General features: G+C 69.6%; 15 protein-coding genes and 1 pseudogene. 9 read left to right on the plus strand and 7 right to left on the minus strand.

What is annotated here, in order from left to right; genetic code table 11:
- Positions 1 to 113: 113 nt before the first annotated feature.
- Entirely contained in the window at positions 114 to 848 is a 735-nt protein-coding gene (locus tag O7608_RS24280; protein WP_289206791.1) for a cellulose binding domain-containing protein, read from the minus strand.
- 303 nt (positions 849 to 1,151) lie between these two features.
- On the opposite strand from O7608_RS24280, the gene O7608_RS24285 reads away from it, so the two are divergent.
- Positions 1,152 to 1,883 (plus strand): DUF7873 family protein, encoded by a 732-nt coding sequence (locus O7608_RS24285; protein ID WP_353850581.1) that lies wholly within the window; start codon positions 1,152 to 1,154, stop codon positions 1,881 to 1,883.
- A 462-nt stretch (positions 1,884 to 2,345) separates the two neighbouring features.
- Here the strand turns inward: O7608_RS24285 and O7608_RS24290 are convergent, their stop codons facing one another.
- Positions 2,346 to 2,993 carry a DUF4360 domain-containing protein gene (locus O7608_RS24290; protein WP_289206793.1) on the minus strand — a complete coding sequence of 216 codons (648 nt, stop codon included), beginning with the start codon at positions 2,991 to 2,993 and terminating at the stop codon, positions 2,346 to 2,348.
- Between the two features lie 481 nt (positions 2,994 to 3,474).
- Here O7608_RS24290 and O7608_RS24295 point away from each other — a divergent pair, with 481 nt between their 5' ends.
- The gene (locus tag O7608_RS24295; protein WP_289206794.1) at positions 3,475 to 4,125 is read left to right on the plus strand and encodes a DUF4360 domain-containing protein; all 651 of its coding nucleotides are present in this window, start codon (positions 3,475 to 3,477) and stop codon (positions 4,123 to 4,125) included.
- A gap of 136 nt (positions 4,126 to 4,261) precedes the next feature.
- On the opposite strand, the gene O7608_RS24300 is transcribed toward O7608_RS24295, so the two are convergent.
- The 3 genes from O7608_RS24300 to O7608_RS24310 form a co-directional block, all read right to left on the minus strand.
- A complete protein-coding gene (locus O7608_RS24300) occupies positions 4,262 to 5,419 on the minus strand; it encodes a glycosyltransferase (protein ID WP_289206795.1) in 1,158 nt (385 codons plus the stop codon).
- 108 nt (positions 5,420 to 5,527) lie between these two features.
- The gene (locus O7608_RS24305; RefSeq protein WP_421361248.1) at positions 5,528 to 5,989 is read right to left on the minus strand and encodes a type II toxin-antitoxin system PemK/MazF family toxin; all 462 of its coding nucleotides are present in this window, start codon (positions 5,987 to 5,989) and stop codon (positions 5,528 to 5,530) included.
- Positions 5,990 to 6,104: 115 nt separating this feature from the next.
- Entirely contained in the window at positions 6,105 to 8,426 is a 2,322-nt protein-coding gene (locus tag O7608_RS24310; protein ID WP_289206797.1) for a rhamnogalacturonan lyase, read from the minus strand.
- A gap of 280 nt (positions 8,427 to 8,706) precedes the next feature.
- On the opposite strand from O7608_RS24310, the gene O7608_RS24315 reads away from it, so the two are divergent.
- From O7608_RS24315 to O7608_RS24335, 5 genes are read left to right on the plus strand one after another with little or no spacing between them, the layout of a single operon-like run.
- Positions 8,707 to 10,287, plus strand: a complete 1,581-nt coding sequence (locus O7608_RS24315) for an ABC transporter substrate-binding protein (protein WP_289206798.1) — start codon at positions 8,707 to 8,709, stop codon at positions 10,285 to 10,287.
- Positions 10,288 to 10,296: 9 nt separating this feature from the next.
- Positions 10,297 to 11,241, plus strand: a complete 945-nt coding sequence (locus tag O7608_RS24320) for an ABC transporter permease (protein WP_289206799.1) — start codon at positions 10,297 to 10,299, stop codon at positions 11,239 to 11,241.
- Complete coding sequence (locus tag O7608_RS24325) at positions 11,238 to 12,098, plus strand: ABC transporter permease (RefSeq protein WP_281554308.1); 861 nt, start codon at positions 11,238 to 11,240, stop codon at positions 12,096 to 12,098. Before O7608_RS24320 ends, O7608_RS24325 begins: the two co-directional genes overlap by 4 nt.
- On the plus strand, positions 12,095 to 13,117 hold the full coding sequence (locus tag O7608_RS24330; protein WP_289206800.1) for an ABC transporter ATP-binding protein: 1,023 nt from the start codon (positions 12,095 to 12,097) through the stop codon (positions 13,115 to 13,117). The genes O7608_RS24325 and O7608_RS24330 overlap by 4 nt, the downstream gene beginning before the upstream one ends.
- On the plus strand, positions 13,110 to 14,099 hold the full coding sequence (locus O7608_RS24335) for an ABC transporter ATP-binding protein (RefSeq protein ID WP_421357035.1): 990 nt from the start codon (positions 13,110 to 13,112) through the stop codon (positions 14,097 to 14,099). Before O7608_RS24330 ends, O7608_RS24335 begins: the two co-directional genes overlap by 8 nt.
- A 1-nt stretch (position 14,100) precedes the next feature.
- Here the strand turns inward: O7608_RS24335 and O7608_RS24340 are convergent, their stop codons facing one another.
- Both O7608_RS24340 and O7608_RS24345 read right to left on the minus strand, forming a co-directional pair.
- Positions 14,101 to 14,301 (minus strand): DUF397 domain-containing protein, encoded by a 201-nt coding sequence (locus tag O7608_RS24340; RefSeq protein ID WP_281554306.1) that lies wholly within the window; start codon positions 14,299 to 14,301, stop codon positions 14,101 to 14,103.
- The gene (locus tag O7608_RS24345; protein ID WP_281554305.1) at positions 14,288 to 15,145 is read right to left on the minus strand and encodes a helix-turn-helix domain-containing protein; all 858 of its coding nucleotides are present in this window, start codon (positions 15,143 to 15,145) and stop codon (positions 14,288 to 14,290) included. The genes O7608_RS24340 and O7608_RS24345 overlap by 14 nt, the downstream gene beginning before the upstream one ends.
- A gap of 166 nt (positions 15,146 to 15,311) precedes the next feature.
- Between O7608_RS24345 and O7608_RS32025 the strand changes: the two are divergent.
- Positions 15,312 to 15,542 (plus strand): annotated as a pseudogene (locus O7608_RS32025) (helix-turn-helix domain-containing protein); the annotation flags it as partial.
- Entirely contained in the window at positions 15,543 to 15,971 is a 429-nt protein-coding gene (locus tag O7608_RS24350) for a helix-turn-helix domain-containing protein (RefSeq protein ID WP_281554304.1), read from the plus strand. It begins immediately after the preceding pseudogene.
- Positions 15,972 to 15,978 lie beyond the last annotated feature (7 nt).

The raw sequence follows: 15,978 nt of genomic DNA on the forward strand, positions 1-15,978 counted from the left end.
TGCTGCCGCACCCCCGCCCACCGCCCGGGCCGGACCGGCTCCGGGGCTGCATGCTGTCCGGGTGACGGAAGGCACCACCCGTAGAGCATCCTAGGACGAACCGCCCTGCCCGGTCAGCCGACGCAGGCCGGGTCGATCGCGGCCGGCGCACCACCGCTCGCCACCACCAGGCCGAAGGTGATCGTCGTGCCCGGCGCCACCGTCCCGTTGTAGGCCACGTCGCGGACCACGACGGACTGTCCGTCAGCATCTACCTGGCCACCCCAGGCCGCCTGGATCCGTTCGTCCCCTGGCCACTGCCAGGAGACCGCCCAGCCGTTCAACGGCCGCGACCCGATGTTGCGGACAGTGACCGTGCTGAGGTATCCGCCGGGCCAGCTCGCGTCCACCACTGCGGATGCGACGCACCCGGTCGCCGCCACCGTCCGGGCCGGACCACCGATGTGGAGCATCTCCTGGCGTCCGTCGGCACCGGCGAACCGGAACCAGTACGCGGTGTCGGGTGTCAGCCCGTCGACGGTGATCGACCCGTGCTGTTCCAGACCGGACGTCGCGGTCGCCACCGGGTCACGTTGCTGCTGCGCGTCGGCCTGGCTGGTGTACAGGGTCATGGTCAGCGGCAGCGTGAAGCCACACGGTGGGCCGACCACGAACATCGAATAGCTGATCGTGACACTGGTCTCGGTCGTGCCGGTCACCGACGCCGTCAGCGGCAGCACCGGCGGGCACGCCGGGGGCGGGGTCGCCGTGGCGGCGGTGCCCGGCGGTGGGGTCGCCTGGGCCGGGCCGGCCCAGGCGGCGGCGGTCACGATCGCGGCGGTCAGCGCGACGCCGAGTCGGTGCGGCATTACGGGCTCCTCGTGAGCTGTCGGGGCAGGTCGGACCGGCGGACCAGAGCGCATGGCACCTCTGGCGGGGCTACGCGGCTGGTGCTCCCGCCGGTGGGTGGGCTGCCACCACAGTGGGTGCGGCGACCGGGAACGGAACTCGACGGTGCGGTTCGGACGGCCCGCACTGGCTCCCGTGCGACGGTTCCGAAATTCTGACACGCTCCAATGATCGTTACAACCATCGATCGATGTGAACGTCTCGCTATGCCGTACGGCGATATCCCGTCGACCGGGTTGACCGCACCTGCGATCATGGCCGCCGTGACCAAGCTGAACCAGATCATCGCGGTGGAGAAGGGCGTCAAGAGCAAGTCCTTCGCGGAGTTGACCGAGGCGCATCACGCGGTGCAGAAGCAACCGCTGCTGTCCGGAATCTCGCGTACCTACCAGCCGAAGGACGAGGAGGGCGAGCAGTTCCCACCCGAGTCGACCCGGGTGCAGGTGCACGCCGAACAGGTGTTGCGGGACGTGGCGAAGACCCTCACCCGGTTGTTCGACGTCACCGCCACCAAGGACTGGGCGAACACCCGGGCCACCGCGGACGTGACGGTCGACGGTCGGACACTGATCACCGCCGTACCGGTGTCGTATCTGCTCTTCCTGGAAAAGCAACTGGTCGACCTGCACACCTTCGTCAAGAAGCTGCCGGTGCTTGACGCCGCCGAGTCGTGGAGCCGCGACGAGTCGACCGATTCCTGGCGGACCGATCCGGTGCGGACCGTGAAGACCAGGAAGGTGCCCCGCAACCACGTCAAGGCCGAGGCGACCGACAAGCACCCGGCGCAGGTCGAGGTCTACTACGAGGACGTCCCGATCGGTTACTGGACGACGGTGAAGTTCTCCGGAGCGTTGCCGGCGCGGCGGGTCAACGAGCTGCTGGACCGGATCTCCACGCTGCAGATGGCGGTGAAGTTCGCCCGCGAGGAGGCCAACGGCGCCGAGGTCACCGACCAGCGGGTCGGCGACGCTGTCTTCGGCTACCTTTTCGGGTAGTGGAACCGGCCGCTGCGCGGCGGTTCGGCTACCCTCACAGTCTCCCCCGGACTGAGCCCCGGGGGTGGCCGTCACCCGGAGAATCTCCTGGGTGACGGAGATGGAGCACCACGCTGAAGCTGATTGCAGAAGCTGACGAAGCGGTCCCAGTGCGGGTTCGAGTCCCGCCCCCGGTACCACACACCGGGGTGGCCCAACTGGCAGAGGCAGCCGCGTTCACCCTCAGACTCTCGCTCCACGCTCAGCATTCGCCACCGGTCGTCAGGTCGAGGAGGGACGGACAGGGACAGCTGGATGCTGGTTCGATTCCAGCCCGCGCCTCCACGCGGCGCGGTAGTTTAAGGGCAAAACCCGGTGTCATGAGAGTGATCCGGCCCGCTAAACGTGTTGACGACAGCAAGTGGGTGGCAGCCCAGAGGCCCGGAGACAGGACAGGTCTCCGGGCCTCGCCATGTCGTCGGCTCAGGGGCAGGGCTGCCAGGCCATGTGGTAGGTGGTCTCGATGCTGCCGTCGGTCGAGTCCATCGTCAGGAAGCTCTCCCCTGTCGACGTGCCCTTGGTCAGCCGCAGCTCAGTGTTGATGTTGAGGTTGCGCAGCTCACCACAGGGGTGCCAGACCACGGAACCGATCGGGACCTCGTCGGTGACCACCCAGTTGTCGTCCAGCGGCGCGGCGATCGGGTGGTTGGTGGAGGTGCTCTCGGTCATGCCCTGGAAGTAGTAGTTGGCCATCTGCGTGGCGATGGCACCCGGCTCGAGCAGGCCGTACCCCCGGTAGTCCACCTTGACGATCGCGAAGGTGTAGCCGGCCGGGACGTGCACCAGCACGTTGAGCTGGCAGTTGCGGCGCCCGTCGGTGACCGGGATGCCGGGGCCGGCCTGGACCAGGTAGTCGCTGTAGATCGTGGTGAAGGCCGTGTTGTCCGGCGAGACCGCCACGTCCGCAGTGCCGGGCTCGCAACCGGAGCCGGCCATCGCGACCAACTCGATGACGACCTTGTCGGCGGGTGGGTCGTCCATGATGCTGCGAGCGGACGCGGGCGCCCCCGCGATCAGTGACGAGGCGAGCAGCGCGAGCACCACACCGCCGCGCGTCAGCAGTTTGCGCATGAAACTACCTCCAAGGCTTGATTTGACCTTGCATGCGCGCCAACTTACTTCTGGCATCGATGAATGTCAACGTCTAATGTTTATGCTGAACACTGACACAAAGTTGAGCCGAATCCGACCGAGAACCGGACGCAAGTCGCCATTATCCGAAGGTCGACCCGAAGCCGCGCCGACACACACTGCGAGCGCAACAGCCATTCCAGCCAGACATAAGCCCCGAAATCGGGACGGTATCTCCGGCAGATCGCGCCCAGCAGTGATCAATTTGCGGACTCCTCCGGTATTGCATTGGTGAACAACAATGCTTGCGATGCTCGCCGCATCTGGTTATCATGCATTCGCGGGCCACCAGCGAGGTGACCGTTCCAACCACTTGCGACCCTGCGCCAGGAACCCAGAGAGCAAGGAGCCGCGCGGGCTGTTCGGCACCACCGCACGTTTCCATCCGGTTGATATCGGCTCCACCCGGGAGGGGATTGGTATGTCTAGAAACCTCGTCGGCACCGGACGCGGAATCGGCACCGCACTCGGCGTGGCCCTCGCGCTGTGTCTGGTCGCGCCGGCCCACGCGGCACCGGTCAACCCGGCGGGCGCCCCCGAGGGCAGCATCTCCGTCGAGGTGCTCGCCGCCAACGGCTCCGGTTGCGCGCCCGGTACGGCCAGGGTCGTCGCCCAACCCGACGGCTCCGGCTTCCGGATCCGCTACTTCGATTTCGTCGCCAGCGCTGGCGGCGGAACCGACCCCGCCGCCAGTCGGCGGAACTGCCAGCTCGGCGTCCTCGTCACGGTGCCGGCCGGTTGGACGTTCGCCGTCGCCACCGCCGACTACCGGGGCCGCGCCGCAGTGCCCGCCGGGGCGGCCGGTCTGCAGCGCACCAACTACTACTGGCAGGGATCCTCGGACTCCAGCCGCACCGAGGAGACCTTCGACGGGCCGTACCACGGGCTCTGGTCCACCCGCGACGCCGCACCGGTGCTGTCCTACCTGCCCTGTGGACAGCAGCGGGTGCTCAACATCAACACCGAGCTGCGGGTCGACGCCGGCACGTCCGCAGGCATCACCACCATGTCGATGACCAGCACCGACGCTGACATCGACACCTTGTTCAACCTTGCCTGGCAGCGGTGCTGACCGCGCTGGGCTGACCTGCCACGCGCCAGCACCGAGGTCGCCACGACAGGCAGGCGAACAGCGTCGACGGGCACCGAGGCGCATCCGACGGGCGTGGGCAGCGGCTCCGCTGCCCACGCCTCGCGACCGTGCCGCGTCATCGTCCGGTGAGCCGCAGGCCGACCGGGGTGCCCACCGTGCGATGGGCACGCAGAAACCCGTCCACCGACGCCGACCAGGGGAACCGTTCGGCCCGCGCCCGGGCCGCCGCCCGCCGGGCCGACTCCGGACGCCGCGCCAGCTCGACGATCGCGTCGGCGAAGCCGACTCCCCCACCGGTGGCGGCCAGTCCCGCGTCGGCGACCACCTCCGGCAGCGCGCTCTCGGCGGCGACCACCACGGGCGTGCCACTGGCCAACGCCTCCAGCGCGGCCAGCCCGAAGGTCTCCACCGGCCCCGGTGCGACCACCACGTCGGCGCTGGCCATCAACCGGGCGATCTCGGTGCGGTCGTCGACGTAGTTGGCGAAGTGCACCGCCAGGCCGGCGGCTGCGGCCTGTTCACGCAGCCCTGCCTGGCGAGGACCGGTGCCGACGAACACTCCCACCGCCGCGACCCGGCGGCGGCGCAACTGCGCGAGGGCGGCGAGCACCCGTTCCGGACATTTTTCCGCCGACAACCGGGCACAGTGCAGCACCAGCAACTCACCGGCCGGGGCGTACCGCTGCCGGACGGCAGGATCGTAGCACCGAGGATGGAACCGTTCGAGGTCGACGCCGAGCGGGACCCGTACCAGATTGTCGACGCCGATCCGGGCGAACTCGCGGGCGGCCCACCCGGTGGTGCACAGCACCGTGTCGAAGCTGGCGGCGGTGGCGGCGTTGAGCCGGTCGGCGATCCGGGTGGTCAGTCGTGCCGACGCGCGACGTCCGCCGAACGGCAGCCCCAACAGCCCGTCGAGGGTCTCGTGGGACACCATCACCGACGGCACACCGGCACGGCGCGCCCACCGCCCCGTCCACCGAAGCGTGGTCCGGTCGGAGACCTCCAGGCGGTCCGGGGCCAGCTCGGTCAACAACCGGCGTAGCCGCGACCGGGCCACCAGCACCCGGTAGCCGCCGGTCCCGGGGACCACCGGGCCGGCGAGGGTGATCACCCGGCCCTGGCCGGTCTGTTCGTCCGAGTCCACCGCCCCCGGCATGATCAGCACCGGCTCGTGGCCGGCGGCCAGGTAGCCGGTGCCCAGTTCACGCAGGGCGGTCCGGAGCCCACCGGAGCTGCCGGTGATGAAATTCGCCAGCCGGACGATCCTCATGACGCGGTCACCATGCGCCGAGCATGCGGGCTGCTGGTCGGCCTGCGGTCCACGGACACGTGACGTGTCGGCGAACTGTCGCTGACCGCGAGGTCAGCCCGATCCTGGTCAAGACCAGCCGTACCCGCCCCGTAACGCGTGGCACACCCGGTCGAACCGGGCCCGGTCCAGAATCGCGCCTTCGCGGCGGATGCTGTCCTCCCGCATGGTGAGCACCCGGTCGAGCCGGATCCAGCTGGGTCGGCCGTCCTTGCCCCAGGCGCCCAACGCCAGCCAGTGCCGCTGCCCGTCCCGGTCGGACTGGCTGGACAGCATCAGCCCGAACAGGGTGCGGCTGGTCCGCCCGACGACGAGCACCGGCCGGTCCTTGCCCTGGCGCGGGTCGTCCTCGTACGGCACCCAGGTCCAGACGATCTCGCCGGGATCGGCATGTCCGTCCAGCTCCGGCGCGTAGGACAGTTCCCGTCGCTGCAGCCTCGCCACCTGGCGGGGCCGGGCCGGGCGGGCCGGCTTCGGGGCCCGCTGCGCCGGGACACGCTGCCCGGTGAGTCGGCCAACGGTCGCGGTCACGCCCTGCCAGAGTCTGCCCACGGCGCGACAGCCTAGCCGGATCCCCTCCGTGTCACCGCGCCGGGGCGCGGCGGGGGTGTCACCGGGAGGGCGACGACCGTCGCGGCGGGACGGGTCAGCGCGGTCCTCGCGGTGTCCGCAGGTGCGGCACCGGGACCCGCCGGAAGTCGGTGTCGGACGCCAGGTGGAAGCCGGGGTACGACGGCTGGTTGTAGGTGGTCTGCTGGCGGGCGACCTCGGCCCGGTACTGCGGGTCGTGCATCAGCGTGTACATTTTGCGGTCGGTCACCTCGGTACTGAGGTAGATCCGGACCGCCGCGCTGTCGACCGTACGGACCAGCAACTCCTCCCGCCAGTCGCCGAAGACGTCGGCGACCAGACCCGGATTGCCCTTGGTGTGGTTGTTGGTCCGGGTGCCGTCGGCGGTGAGCAGCCGGCCCCGGCGCCAGTCGGTGATCGTCGGGGTCTGGTCGATCGCGCCGTCGACGATCTGGGTGGTGCCGTCGGCGGCCCACCGGATGCTCATGTTGGTGCCCGGGATCTGGTCGGCGATCCGGGCACCGGTGACGTCGCGCAGGCCGATGCCGCTGACCGCCCAGACCTCGTGGCCGGGCCGGTCGGGGTCGATGTCGCCGATCATGCCCCGACCGGTGTCCACCCCGGTGTAGTCGCCGAAGATCACCTCACCGGTGCCGGCGTCGAGCAGGGCGTGCCCGTACGGCGCCCACGGCCCGCCTTCGAAGACCAGGTAGGCCTCCAGACCGGGTCGGGCCGGGTCGATGTCGGTGACGTGCATGGCGTCGCCGTGGCCGAGCCGGGCCGTGGTGCCCGGCGCGGCGCTGGCCGGCGGCATCGCCGCGAACGCGCTGTAGAGCAGGCTGCCGTCGTGGTCGATGACGGCCGCGCCGTAGACGATCTCGTGACGGCCGTCGCCGTCGACGTCGGCGGCGCTGACCGAATGCTGACCCTGCGTGGTGATGGTGGCGAACTCGTCGTCGGTGCCGTCACGGCCGTGCGGGGAGTCGTTGAACGGATTGCTCATCGGCGTCCAGCCGCTGTCGACGTACCACCGTTGGGTGAGCCGACGCCCGTTCCAGTCGTAGGCGACCAGAGTCGACCGGGTGTAGTAGCCACGGGCGAAGACCGCCGAGGGGCGTACGCCGTCGAGATAGGCCACGGCGGACAGGAACCGGTCGACGCGGTTGCCCGGCTCGATGCGCGCCATCGCGTAGTCGCCCCACATCAGGCCGTCGTCGTGCCGGCCCGGCTTGTACGGGATCGTCTGCAGTTCCCGGCCGGTGGCACCGTCGAAGACCGTCAGGTACTCGGGGCCGTCGACGATGAAGCCCTCGAAGGCACGCAGGTTGTTGCGCGCGCTGCGCGACGGGGCGTACGTGTCGACGAAGTGGTCGACCAGGGCCCGTGCGTCCGCGTCCGACAGCGGGTACGCGTACGTCGGCGCCAGCCCGAACGCCTGTTCCAGGGTGGCCGGCCAGTTGCCGGCGACCACCTCCGGATGCGTGTGCCAGCCACGGAACATCCCGACCAGGTGTTCGTGGTAGTCGGCGGCGGACATGCGGTGGTCGTCGGTGTGGGTGTGGCCGGCCCGGCGGTCGGCGGCCGGCATGGTGACGTACCGCTCGCTGGCCACCTGGCCGTCGGACCGGTAGCGGATGCTCTTCGTGCCGGGGGCGGTCTTGAGCATCAGTTCGGCGCGGCCGTCGCTGTCGAAGTCGTAGACCAGGAACTGGGTGTAGTGCGCCCCGGCCCGGATGTTGACGCCCAGGTCGATGCGGTGCAGCAGGGTGCCGTCGAGGCGGTACGTGTCGAGGTAGACCGGCCCGGTGTAGCCGACCTGGGAGACGTCCTTGGAGTTGGACGGGTCCCACTTGACGACGAACTCGTACCGGCCGTCACCGTCGACGTCGCCGACGCTCATGTCGTTGGCGGCGTAGGTGTACGGCTCACCGGCCGGGGTGACCCCGTCGGCCGGGCGGCGCAACGGCAGGTCGTGGTACGCCTGCGACCAAGGGGTGACGACGGCGCTGCGGTCGACCTCGCGACCACGGACGAGGGCGGCGACCTGGTACCGGGCGCCGGCGGCGGGGGCGGCGGTGTCCAGGTGGTTGGTGCTGTCGGTGACGGTGGCGATCCGTCGGCCGTCCCGGTAGACGTGGAAGTCGACGCCGGTCATGCCGGTGGCCTGCCGACCGGTGACCTCGTCGCCACGCAGCCGCCAGCTGAGGAACACCCCGTCGGCGGTGGCGGCGGCGACCAGGCCCCGGTCGAGATGTTCGAGGTGGACGGCACCCGGCCCGGCACCCGGCGGACCGGGGTGGCCCGGCACGGCCGATGCCGGTGCGGCGGTCAGGGTCGACCCGGCGACGCAGGCCGCGATGATCAGTGCCCTTCCGGTGGTGGGGCGGCGACGGCTCATACCGGGCTCTCCTCGGGTGAGGATGAAACGATACAATGTACTGAAGGTTATGAATATGGTCGACCGACTGTCAAGGGTGGAAACCGCGATCCGCCGGCAATGAATCGTTCCACCATGGCTCCGGCCAGACCGTTCACCGTCGACAATCACCACACGTCGTCGAGTTGTGACCCATCGACCGATCGACTAGGGTCGGCCTTTCATCCGGCGATGCCCAGGCCCGTCACGCGACCGAGCCCGTCAAGCCCGCAACGGCGACAACGAGGTAGGAGATAGACGGTTGAACAACCTCCCGGCACCCCCGTACCGGCACCGGCCGGCACATACCACCCGTACCGCAGCGGCCCGCCTCACCGGTCTCGCCGCCGTCACGGCGCTCACGCTGGCCGCCTGCACGACCGGCGAATCCCTGGAGACCGACGACGGTGGCGCACCGTCCGACGGCACCCTGGTCGTGGCGATCTCCAGCGAACCGGACAGTCTGGACGTGCACGTCTCCACCGCCTCACCGACGTTCCTGGTGCTGGAGAACGTCTACGACACCCTCGTCGAGCCGGCCCCCGACCTCAGCTTCCAACCCGCCCTGGCCACCGAGTGGGAGGTCAGCGACGATCTGCTGACCTGGACCTTCCACCTGCGTGAGGGCGTCACCTGGCACAACGGACGCGAGTTCGTCGCCGACGACGTGGTGGCCAGCTTCGACCGGATCACCGACGCGGAGACCGCCGCGAACGCCTGGCGCTTCGAAACCGTCGACGAGGTACGCGCGGTCGACGACCGTACCGTCGAATTCGTCCTCACCCAGCCGACGCCGAACCTGCTGGCCAACGTCGGCGGGTTCAAGGGGATGGCGATCGTCGCACCCGAGCTGATCGACGGTGACGGGCTGACCACCAACGCGATCGGCACCGGGCCGTTCCGGTTCGTCAGCTACACCCCCGGCGACCGGATCATCCTGGAGGCCAACCAGGACTACTGGGGCGACGGACCGCACGTCGACCGGGTCGAGTTCCGGTTCATCTCCGAGCCGACGACCGCGCTGACCAACCTGCGCACCGGCGCGGTGCACCTGACAAACAACGTGCCGCCGCAGGAGGTCGCCACCCTGCGCGACGACCCGGCGGTCGAGCTGGGCCAACTGGCCAGCAACGACTACTGGTACTTCACCTGCAACTTCGACCGGGCGCCGTTCGACGACATCGACGTGCGGCGGGCACTGTCCTTCGCCATCGACCGGGAGCAGGTCGCCCAGGCCGCGTACTTCGACGCCGCCACACCGGTGCAGTCGGCGATGCCGCCGGGCAACTTCTGGGCCACCGACTACGCCCCGTTCAGCTACGACCCGGACCAGGCCCGCGAACTGCTCGCCGGGGCCGGCGTGACCGACCTGAGCATGGACCTGATGCTCACCAACGAGTTCCCACACACTCTTGCGGCCGCCGAGGTGCTCGCCAGCCAGTGGGGCGACGTCGGCGTCGACGTCGAGATCCGCACCCTGGACTTCGCCAGCTGGCTCGACGAGCAGGGCGCCGGCAGCTACGACTGCTACGTCCTGGGCTGGTTGAACAACCTCGACGGCGAGTACGCCTACTACGGCCAGCACCACTCGACCGGCTCGTTCAACTTCCACGGGTACGCCAACCCGCAGGTGGACCAGCTGCTCGACCAGGCACGGGCCACCGTCGCCGACGCGGACCGCAAGCCGCTGTACGACCAGGCCGCCCGGTTCATCATCGACGACGTCAGCTACGGCTACCTCTACAGTCCACAGGCCTCGCTGGCCTGGGTGCCGCAGGTGTCCGGGGTCGAGATGCACCCCGACGGAAAGACCCGACTGCGCACCGTACGGCTCGGCGGCTGAGCCGGCGCGATGGCGCGCTTCCTGCTGTGGCGGGCGCTGCAGGCGGTGATCGCGATGCTCGGGGTGAGCGTCGCGGTGTTCCTCATCGTGCATCTGGTGCCCGGCGACCCGATCCGGCTGGCCCTGGGCACCCGCTTCGACGAAAGCCTGTACCAGGCGATGCGGGCCCGGGCCGGGCTGGACCAGCCGATCGTCGTCCAGTACTTCCGGTGGCTGGGCCGGGCGCTCACCGGTGACCTGGGGGTCAGCTTCCGCAGCGGTGAGCCGGTGACCCTGCTGCTGCTGGCCCGGCTCGGCCCGACCAGCCTGCTCGCCGGCGCCGCGCTCACCGTCGCGCTGGCCATCGCGCTGCCGCTGGGGATCATCTCGGCGGTGCGCTCCGGATCGCTGATCGACCGGGTCGCCACCGCGTTCAGCCAGCTCTGGGTCTCGGTGCCGGACTTCTGGAGCGGGATCATGTACATCCTGCTCTTCGCCCTGGTGCTGGGCTGGCTGCCGGCCTCCGGTTACGTGTCCCCGTTGGACGATCCGGTGCGGGCGCTGCGGCACCTGGTGCTGCCGGCGCTGACCGTCGGGCTGATCTCCGGCTCGGTGCTGACCCGGTTCGTCCGCTCGGCGGTGCTGGAGGCGCTGCACCAGGACTACGCGCGTACCGCCCGGGCCAAGGGGCTGTCCCGCTGGCAGACGGTCCGCCGGCACGTGCTGCCCAACGCCTGGATCCCGATCGTCACCGCAGTCGGCCTGCAGCTCGGCTTCCTGCTCGGCGGCGTCGTCATCGTCGAGGTGATCTTCGAGTGGCCGGGGCTGGGCCGGCTGGCGTACGACGCGGTGGTGCGCCGCGACTACAGCCTGTTGCAGGGCGCGGTGCTGGCCGTCGCGCTGATGTTCCTCGTCGTCAACTTCCTGGTGGACCTGCTCTACAGCTACCTCGACCCCCGGGTGCGCCACCGGTGACCCGCCGACTGTTCACCCTGCTGCTGGGCAACCGGCTGGCACTGGCCGGGCTGCTGGTGCTCACCGGGCTGGCCGTGGTCGCCGCGTTCGGTCCGTGGCTGGCCCCGTACGACCCGAACGCCATCGACGTGCCCGGCCGGTTGGCCGCACCGTCGCCCGCCCATCCGTTCGGCACCGACAACCTGGGCCGCGACGTGCTCAGCCGGGTGCTGGTCGGTGCCCGGGTGTCGCTGCAGGTGGGGATGGTCGCGGTCGGCATCTCGCTCGCCGCCGGGTTGGCGATCGGCCTGGTCGCCGGCTACTACGCGGGCGCGGCCGACGCGGTGCTGATGCGCACCATGGACGTCCTGTTCGCGTTCCCGGCGATCCTGCTCGCCATCGCCGTTCTGGCGATCCTCGGGCCCGGCATCACCAACGCGATGATCGCGATCGGCATCGTCTACACCCCGATCTTCGCCCGGATCGTGCGGGCCGCGACCATGGTCGCCACCACCCAGCTGTACGTTCTGGCGGCCCGCGCCGTCGGTGCCGGTGATCTGCGAATCCTCGTCCGGCACGTGCTGCCGAACATCGCCGCGCCGGTGATCGTGCAGACCTCGCTGAGCCTGGCCTTCGCCATCCTGGCCGAGGCGGCACTGTCGTTCCTCGGCCTCGGGGTGCAGCGCCCCGACCCGGCCTGGGGCCGGATGCTCGCCGAGGGCCGCGACTTCGTCAGCCTGGCCCCGTGGATGGGCATCTTCCCCGGCCTGGCGATCCTGCTGACCGTGTTGGCGTTCAACGTGGTCGGCGACGGGCTGCGCGACGCGCTCGACCCACGGCAGCGCTCCGTCATCGAGTCGAGAGGGCAGGGCGGATGAGCGGCGACCCGACGGGCGACGCCCCGGCCACCGGAGACCCGGTGCTGTCGGTACGCGACCTGACGGTGCGCATCGGCACCCGACGCGGCGTCGCCCGGGTGGTCAATGGGGTCAGCTACGACGTGCACGCCGGCGAGACCCTCGCCATCGTCGGCGAATCCGGTTCCGGCAAGACGGTCGCCGCGCTGGCGGTGATGGGGCTGCTCGACGAGCCGGCCCGGGTCGGTGGGCAGGCCCTGCTGGACGGCACCGACCTGCTGGCCCTCGACGAACGGCAGTTGCGCCGGGTCCGGGGCAACCAGATCGCGATGGTCTTCCAGGACCCGATGACGTCGCTGAATCCGGTAAAGACCATCGGGTCGCAGCTGGTCGAGCCGATCGTGCTGCACGGCCACGCCACCGGTGCCGCCGCCCGGGACCGGGCGGCCGACCTGCTCGACCAGGTCGGCCTGCCGGACGCCCGCCGCCGGCTCGACGACTACCCACACCAGTTCTCCGGCGGCATGCGCCAACGGGTCATGATCGCCATGGCGTTGGCCTGCGAGCCACGGGTGCTGCTCGCCGACGAGGCGACCACCGCGCTGGACGTCACCACCCAGGCACAGATCCTCGACGTCGTCGCCGGGCTGCAGCAACGGCTCGGGCTCGCCGTCGTGTGGATCACCCACGATCTCGGGGTGGTGGCCGGCATCGCCGACCGGGTCGCGGTGATGTACGCCGGCCGGATCCTGGAGGAGGCCGGCGTCGACAACCTGTACGCCGCACCCCGGCACCCGTACACCATCGGGTTGCTGTCGGCGGTGCCGCGCGTCGGCGTCGAGCGGCCACGTCGGCTGGCGACCATCGGCGGCCAGCCACCGGACCCGACGGCGTTGCCGCCCGGATGCGCGTTCTACCCGCGCTGCGGCTACCGGCACGACGAGCGGGCGGCCAGCGAGGTGCCGCCGCTGCGTACCGTTGCCGCCGGCGGGCACCGGGTGGCCTGCTTCTACGACGTACCGGCAGGCCAGGATGGCTGAGCATGGGCCGCTGCTGCGGGTGACCGACCTGCAGGTGCACTTTCCGCAGCGCGGCATGGGCCGGTCGGCCCAGCCGATTCGGGCCGTCGACGGGGTCAGTTTCGACATCGCCGCCGGCGAGACCCTCGGCCTGGTCGGCGAGTCCGGCTGCGGCAAGAGCACCACCGGGCTGGCGGTGCTGCGGCTGGTCGAGCCCACCTTCGGCACGGTCACCCTGGGCGACGTCGAGCTGACCGCGCTCGGTCTGCGCCGGATGCGGGCGATGCGCCGGCACCTGACGATGATCTTTCAGGATCCGTACGCCTCACTCGACCCACGGATGTCGGTCGGTGCGATCATCGCCGAGCCGTTGGACGTGCACGGCCTGCACAAGGGCGCGACGGCCCGCCGGCACCGGGTCGGTGAGCTGCTGGAACTGGTCGGCCTGGACCCCGACCACGCCAACCGGCATCCGCACGAGTTCTCCGGCGGGCAGCGCCAGCGCATCGGGATCGCCCGTGCGCTGGCCGGGGAGCCGGACCTGATCGTCGCCGACGAACCGATCGCCGCCCTGGACGTGTCGATCCAGGCGCAGATCATCAACCTGCTGGAGGACCTGCGCGACTCGCTCGGGCTGGCGTACCTGTTCGTCGCCCACGACCTGGCCGCCGTCGGGCACCTCAGCGACCGGATCGCGGTGATGTACCTGGGTCGGATCGTCGAGATCGCCGACCGGGCCACCCTGTTCACCCGGGCGGCCCACCCGTACACCCGGGCGCTGTTGTCGGCGGTGCCGGTGCCGGACCCGGTCGCCGAACGCTCCCGCCAGCGGATCATCCTGCAGGGCGCTGTCCCCTCCCCCGCCGATCCGCCGAGCGGCTGCCGGTTCCGGACCCGCTGCCCGGCCGCGTTCGACCGCTGCGCCGTCGACGATCCGGCCCTGACCGTACGCGGCGACGGTCACCTGGCCGCCTGCCATCTCGTCGACGAGCGTCGCGGTTGAGTCAGTCGGTCAAGTCGAACGCCCCGAGCTTCGCGCCACCGATGAACGCCTGCCACTCAACCTGTGTGAACGTCAGGATCGGCCCCTGCCCCCGGGCCTTGGTGTCCCTTACCCCGACAGCGTTCCCGCCCAGGTCAGCGACCTCCACACACGACCCGTTGTTGCCGGATCGACTGGACTTGAACCACTTAACCGAGTCCATCCTTTTTCTCCTGAATCAATCGGATCGACTCCCTGGGCGACAGCGCCAGGGAGAGCAGGTGATCGAACACGCCCGTGAGCCGCCGAATCTCCTCTGGCGACTCCAGGAACAATTCTCCCGCCAGGGTCTCAATGTAGCCAAGAGGCGGATCACCATCCACGAACGTCAGGACCTCGAACCCACCGTGCACGGCGAGGTGGGCACCGGCGGCGAGCGTCAGGACCTGCACGGTGACGTTGGGTAGCGCGGAGACCTTGATGAGGTGGTCCAGTTGCTCGCGACGAAGATTGACGTCGCCGACCTCCAACATCAACGACTGCTCCGTGATGGTCGCCTGCAGCCGAAGCGGCGGCTGGCGCAGCGTCAGCACCTCCTGACGCTTGAGACGCGCCTCGACACGCTGAACGATCTCCTCTTGGTCGGTCTCCCGACCGATGCGGATCACCGATTCGGCGTACGCGCGGGTCTGGATGAGCCCAGGGATGAGGGTCGGCTGGAACTGCCGAAGATCCGTAGCCTCAGCCTCGTAGGCGATGAACGTGGCGTAGCGGGCCGGCAGCGTGTTGAGCCGCTGCCACCAGCCCTGTTCCCGCACCTGCTCGGCCATGTTACGGAGCGCCAGCCCGTGCTCTTCGTCGTGTGGGACGCCGTAGGCGACGAGGATCTCCAGCACATCGCGCGGACGCGGCTTGATGTCGCCGGACTCGATACGGGCGATCCGCTGCTGCGAGCACTTGAGCAGCTTGGCCGCGTCTCCCTGCGTGAGACTGCGTGCCTCGCGTAGTCGCCGCAGCTCCCTGCCGAGACGGCGAGACCGAGGCGTCGGTGGAGTGAAACCGGCCATGCGTTGATCCTCCCTTATGCGCCACCAGCGAGTCCACGTAGGCATCGCGGCCTGACACTTGCCTACATCGTACGATGCTGCATCACTATCGGACAGTAGGCCGCGACGCAAAACGGCGACAGGTCGCACTCGTACGCATTTCTCGGCAGACGAGACAGGTGATCAAATGGACTCGGCCCTCGGGACGGTTACTTCTGAACAGATTCGCGAGGTGCAAAAATCGTTGGGTCGTCGACTAGCTCACTGGCGCAAGGCAGCCGGCATGACCCAGGCTGCCCTCGCCAAGCGGACCGCCTACTCCCGAAGTGCAGTAGCTAATGTAGAGATCGGCCGAGAATCAATACCCCGTAGCTTCTGGGAACGAGCCGATCGCGAACTTGGCGCCGGAGGAACGCTGGTGGATGCGTTCGACAAGCTCCACACCCTGGTCAACACGCTCCGGGCACATCGAACGTGGGCCGCCGAACAGGACAGACTGCGACGCCGTCAGGCAGCCGCGCCGACGTATCCGGCTGACGGATGGATGGCCAGTTCAGCCGGCTGTGAATGCGCGCTCACGATCGCTCGATGGGGCAGGCAGGAAGTTCTCGCGTTGAGAGAGGCATTGCGGCTCAGCGTCGAAGCGTTCGCCGAACGGATTCGCGTCGCCACTTCGACCGTCACCGCGTGGGAGGACCACAGGCAGCCCACGCAGCCCAGTCTGGCGATGCAGGCGGCTCTCGACGACCTACTCAAGATCGCCGATCAGGATGTCCGCACCCGCTTCACCAAGATCCTTCGGATGCCGCCAGCATCCAGCGACCTTCTTGACGCGCCTGAAGTCTGATCGCCAG

Origin of the sequence: Solwaraspora sp. WMMA2056 (genome assembly GCF_030345095.1) — a bacterium.
In the GTDB taxonomy this organism is placed as follows: Bacteria; Actinomycetota; Actinomycetes; order Mycobacteriales; family Micromonosporaceae; genus Micromonospora_E.

What these genes read in the sequence shown, in the direction of transcription:
- O7608_RS24280 (WP_289206791.1), bottom strand. Translation starts at nt 848, where the DNA reads ATGCCGCACCGACTCGGCGTCGCGCTGACCGCCGCGATCGTGACCGCC.
- O7608_RS24290 (WP_289206793.1), bottom strand. Translation starts at nt 2,993, where the DNA reads ATGCGCAAACTGCTGACGCGCGGCGGTGTGGTGCTCGCGCTGCTCGCC.
- O7608_RS24295 (WP_289206794.1), top strand. Translation starts at nt 3,475, where the DNA reads ATGTCTAGAAACCTCGTCGGCACCGGACGCGGAATCGGCACCGCACTC.
- O7608_RS24300 (WP_289206795.1), bottom strand. Translation starts at nt 5,419, where the DNA reads ATGAGGATCGTCCGGCTGGCGAATTTCATCACCGGCAGCTCCGGTGGG.
- O7608_RS24310 (WP_289206797.1), bottom strand. Translation starts at nt 8,426, where the DNA reads ATGAGCCGTCGCCGCCCCACCACCGGAAGGGCACTGATCATCGCGGCC.
- O7608_RS24320 (WP_289206799.1), top strand. Translation starts at nt 10,297, where the DNA reads ATGGCGCGCTTCCTGCTGTGGCGGGCGCTGCAGGCGGTGATCGCGATG.
- O7608_RS24330 (WP_289206800.1), top strand. Translation starts at nt 12,095, where the DNA reads ATGAGCGGCGACCCGACGGGCGACGCCCCGGCCACCGGAGACCCGGTG.
- O7608_RS24335 (WP_421357035.1), top strand. Translation starts at nt 13,110, where the DNA reads ATGGCTGAGCATGGGCCGCTGCTGCGGGTGACCGACCTGCAGGTGCAC.
- O7608_RS24340 (WP_281554306.1), bottom strand. Translation starts at nt 14,301, where the DNA reads ATGGACTCGGTTAAGTGGTTCAAGTCCAGTCGATCCGGCAACAACGGG.
- O7608_RS24345 (WP_281554305.1), bottom strand. Translation starts at nt 15,145, where the DNA reads ATGGCCGGTTTCACTCCACCGACGCCTCGGTCTCGCCGTCTCGGCAGG.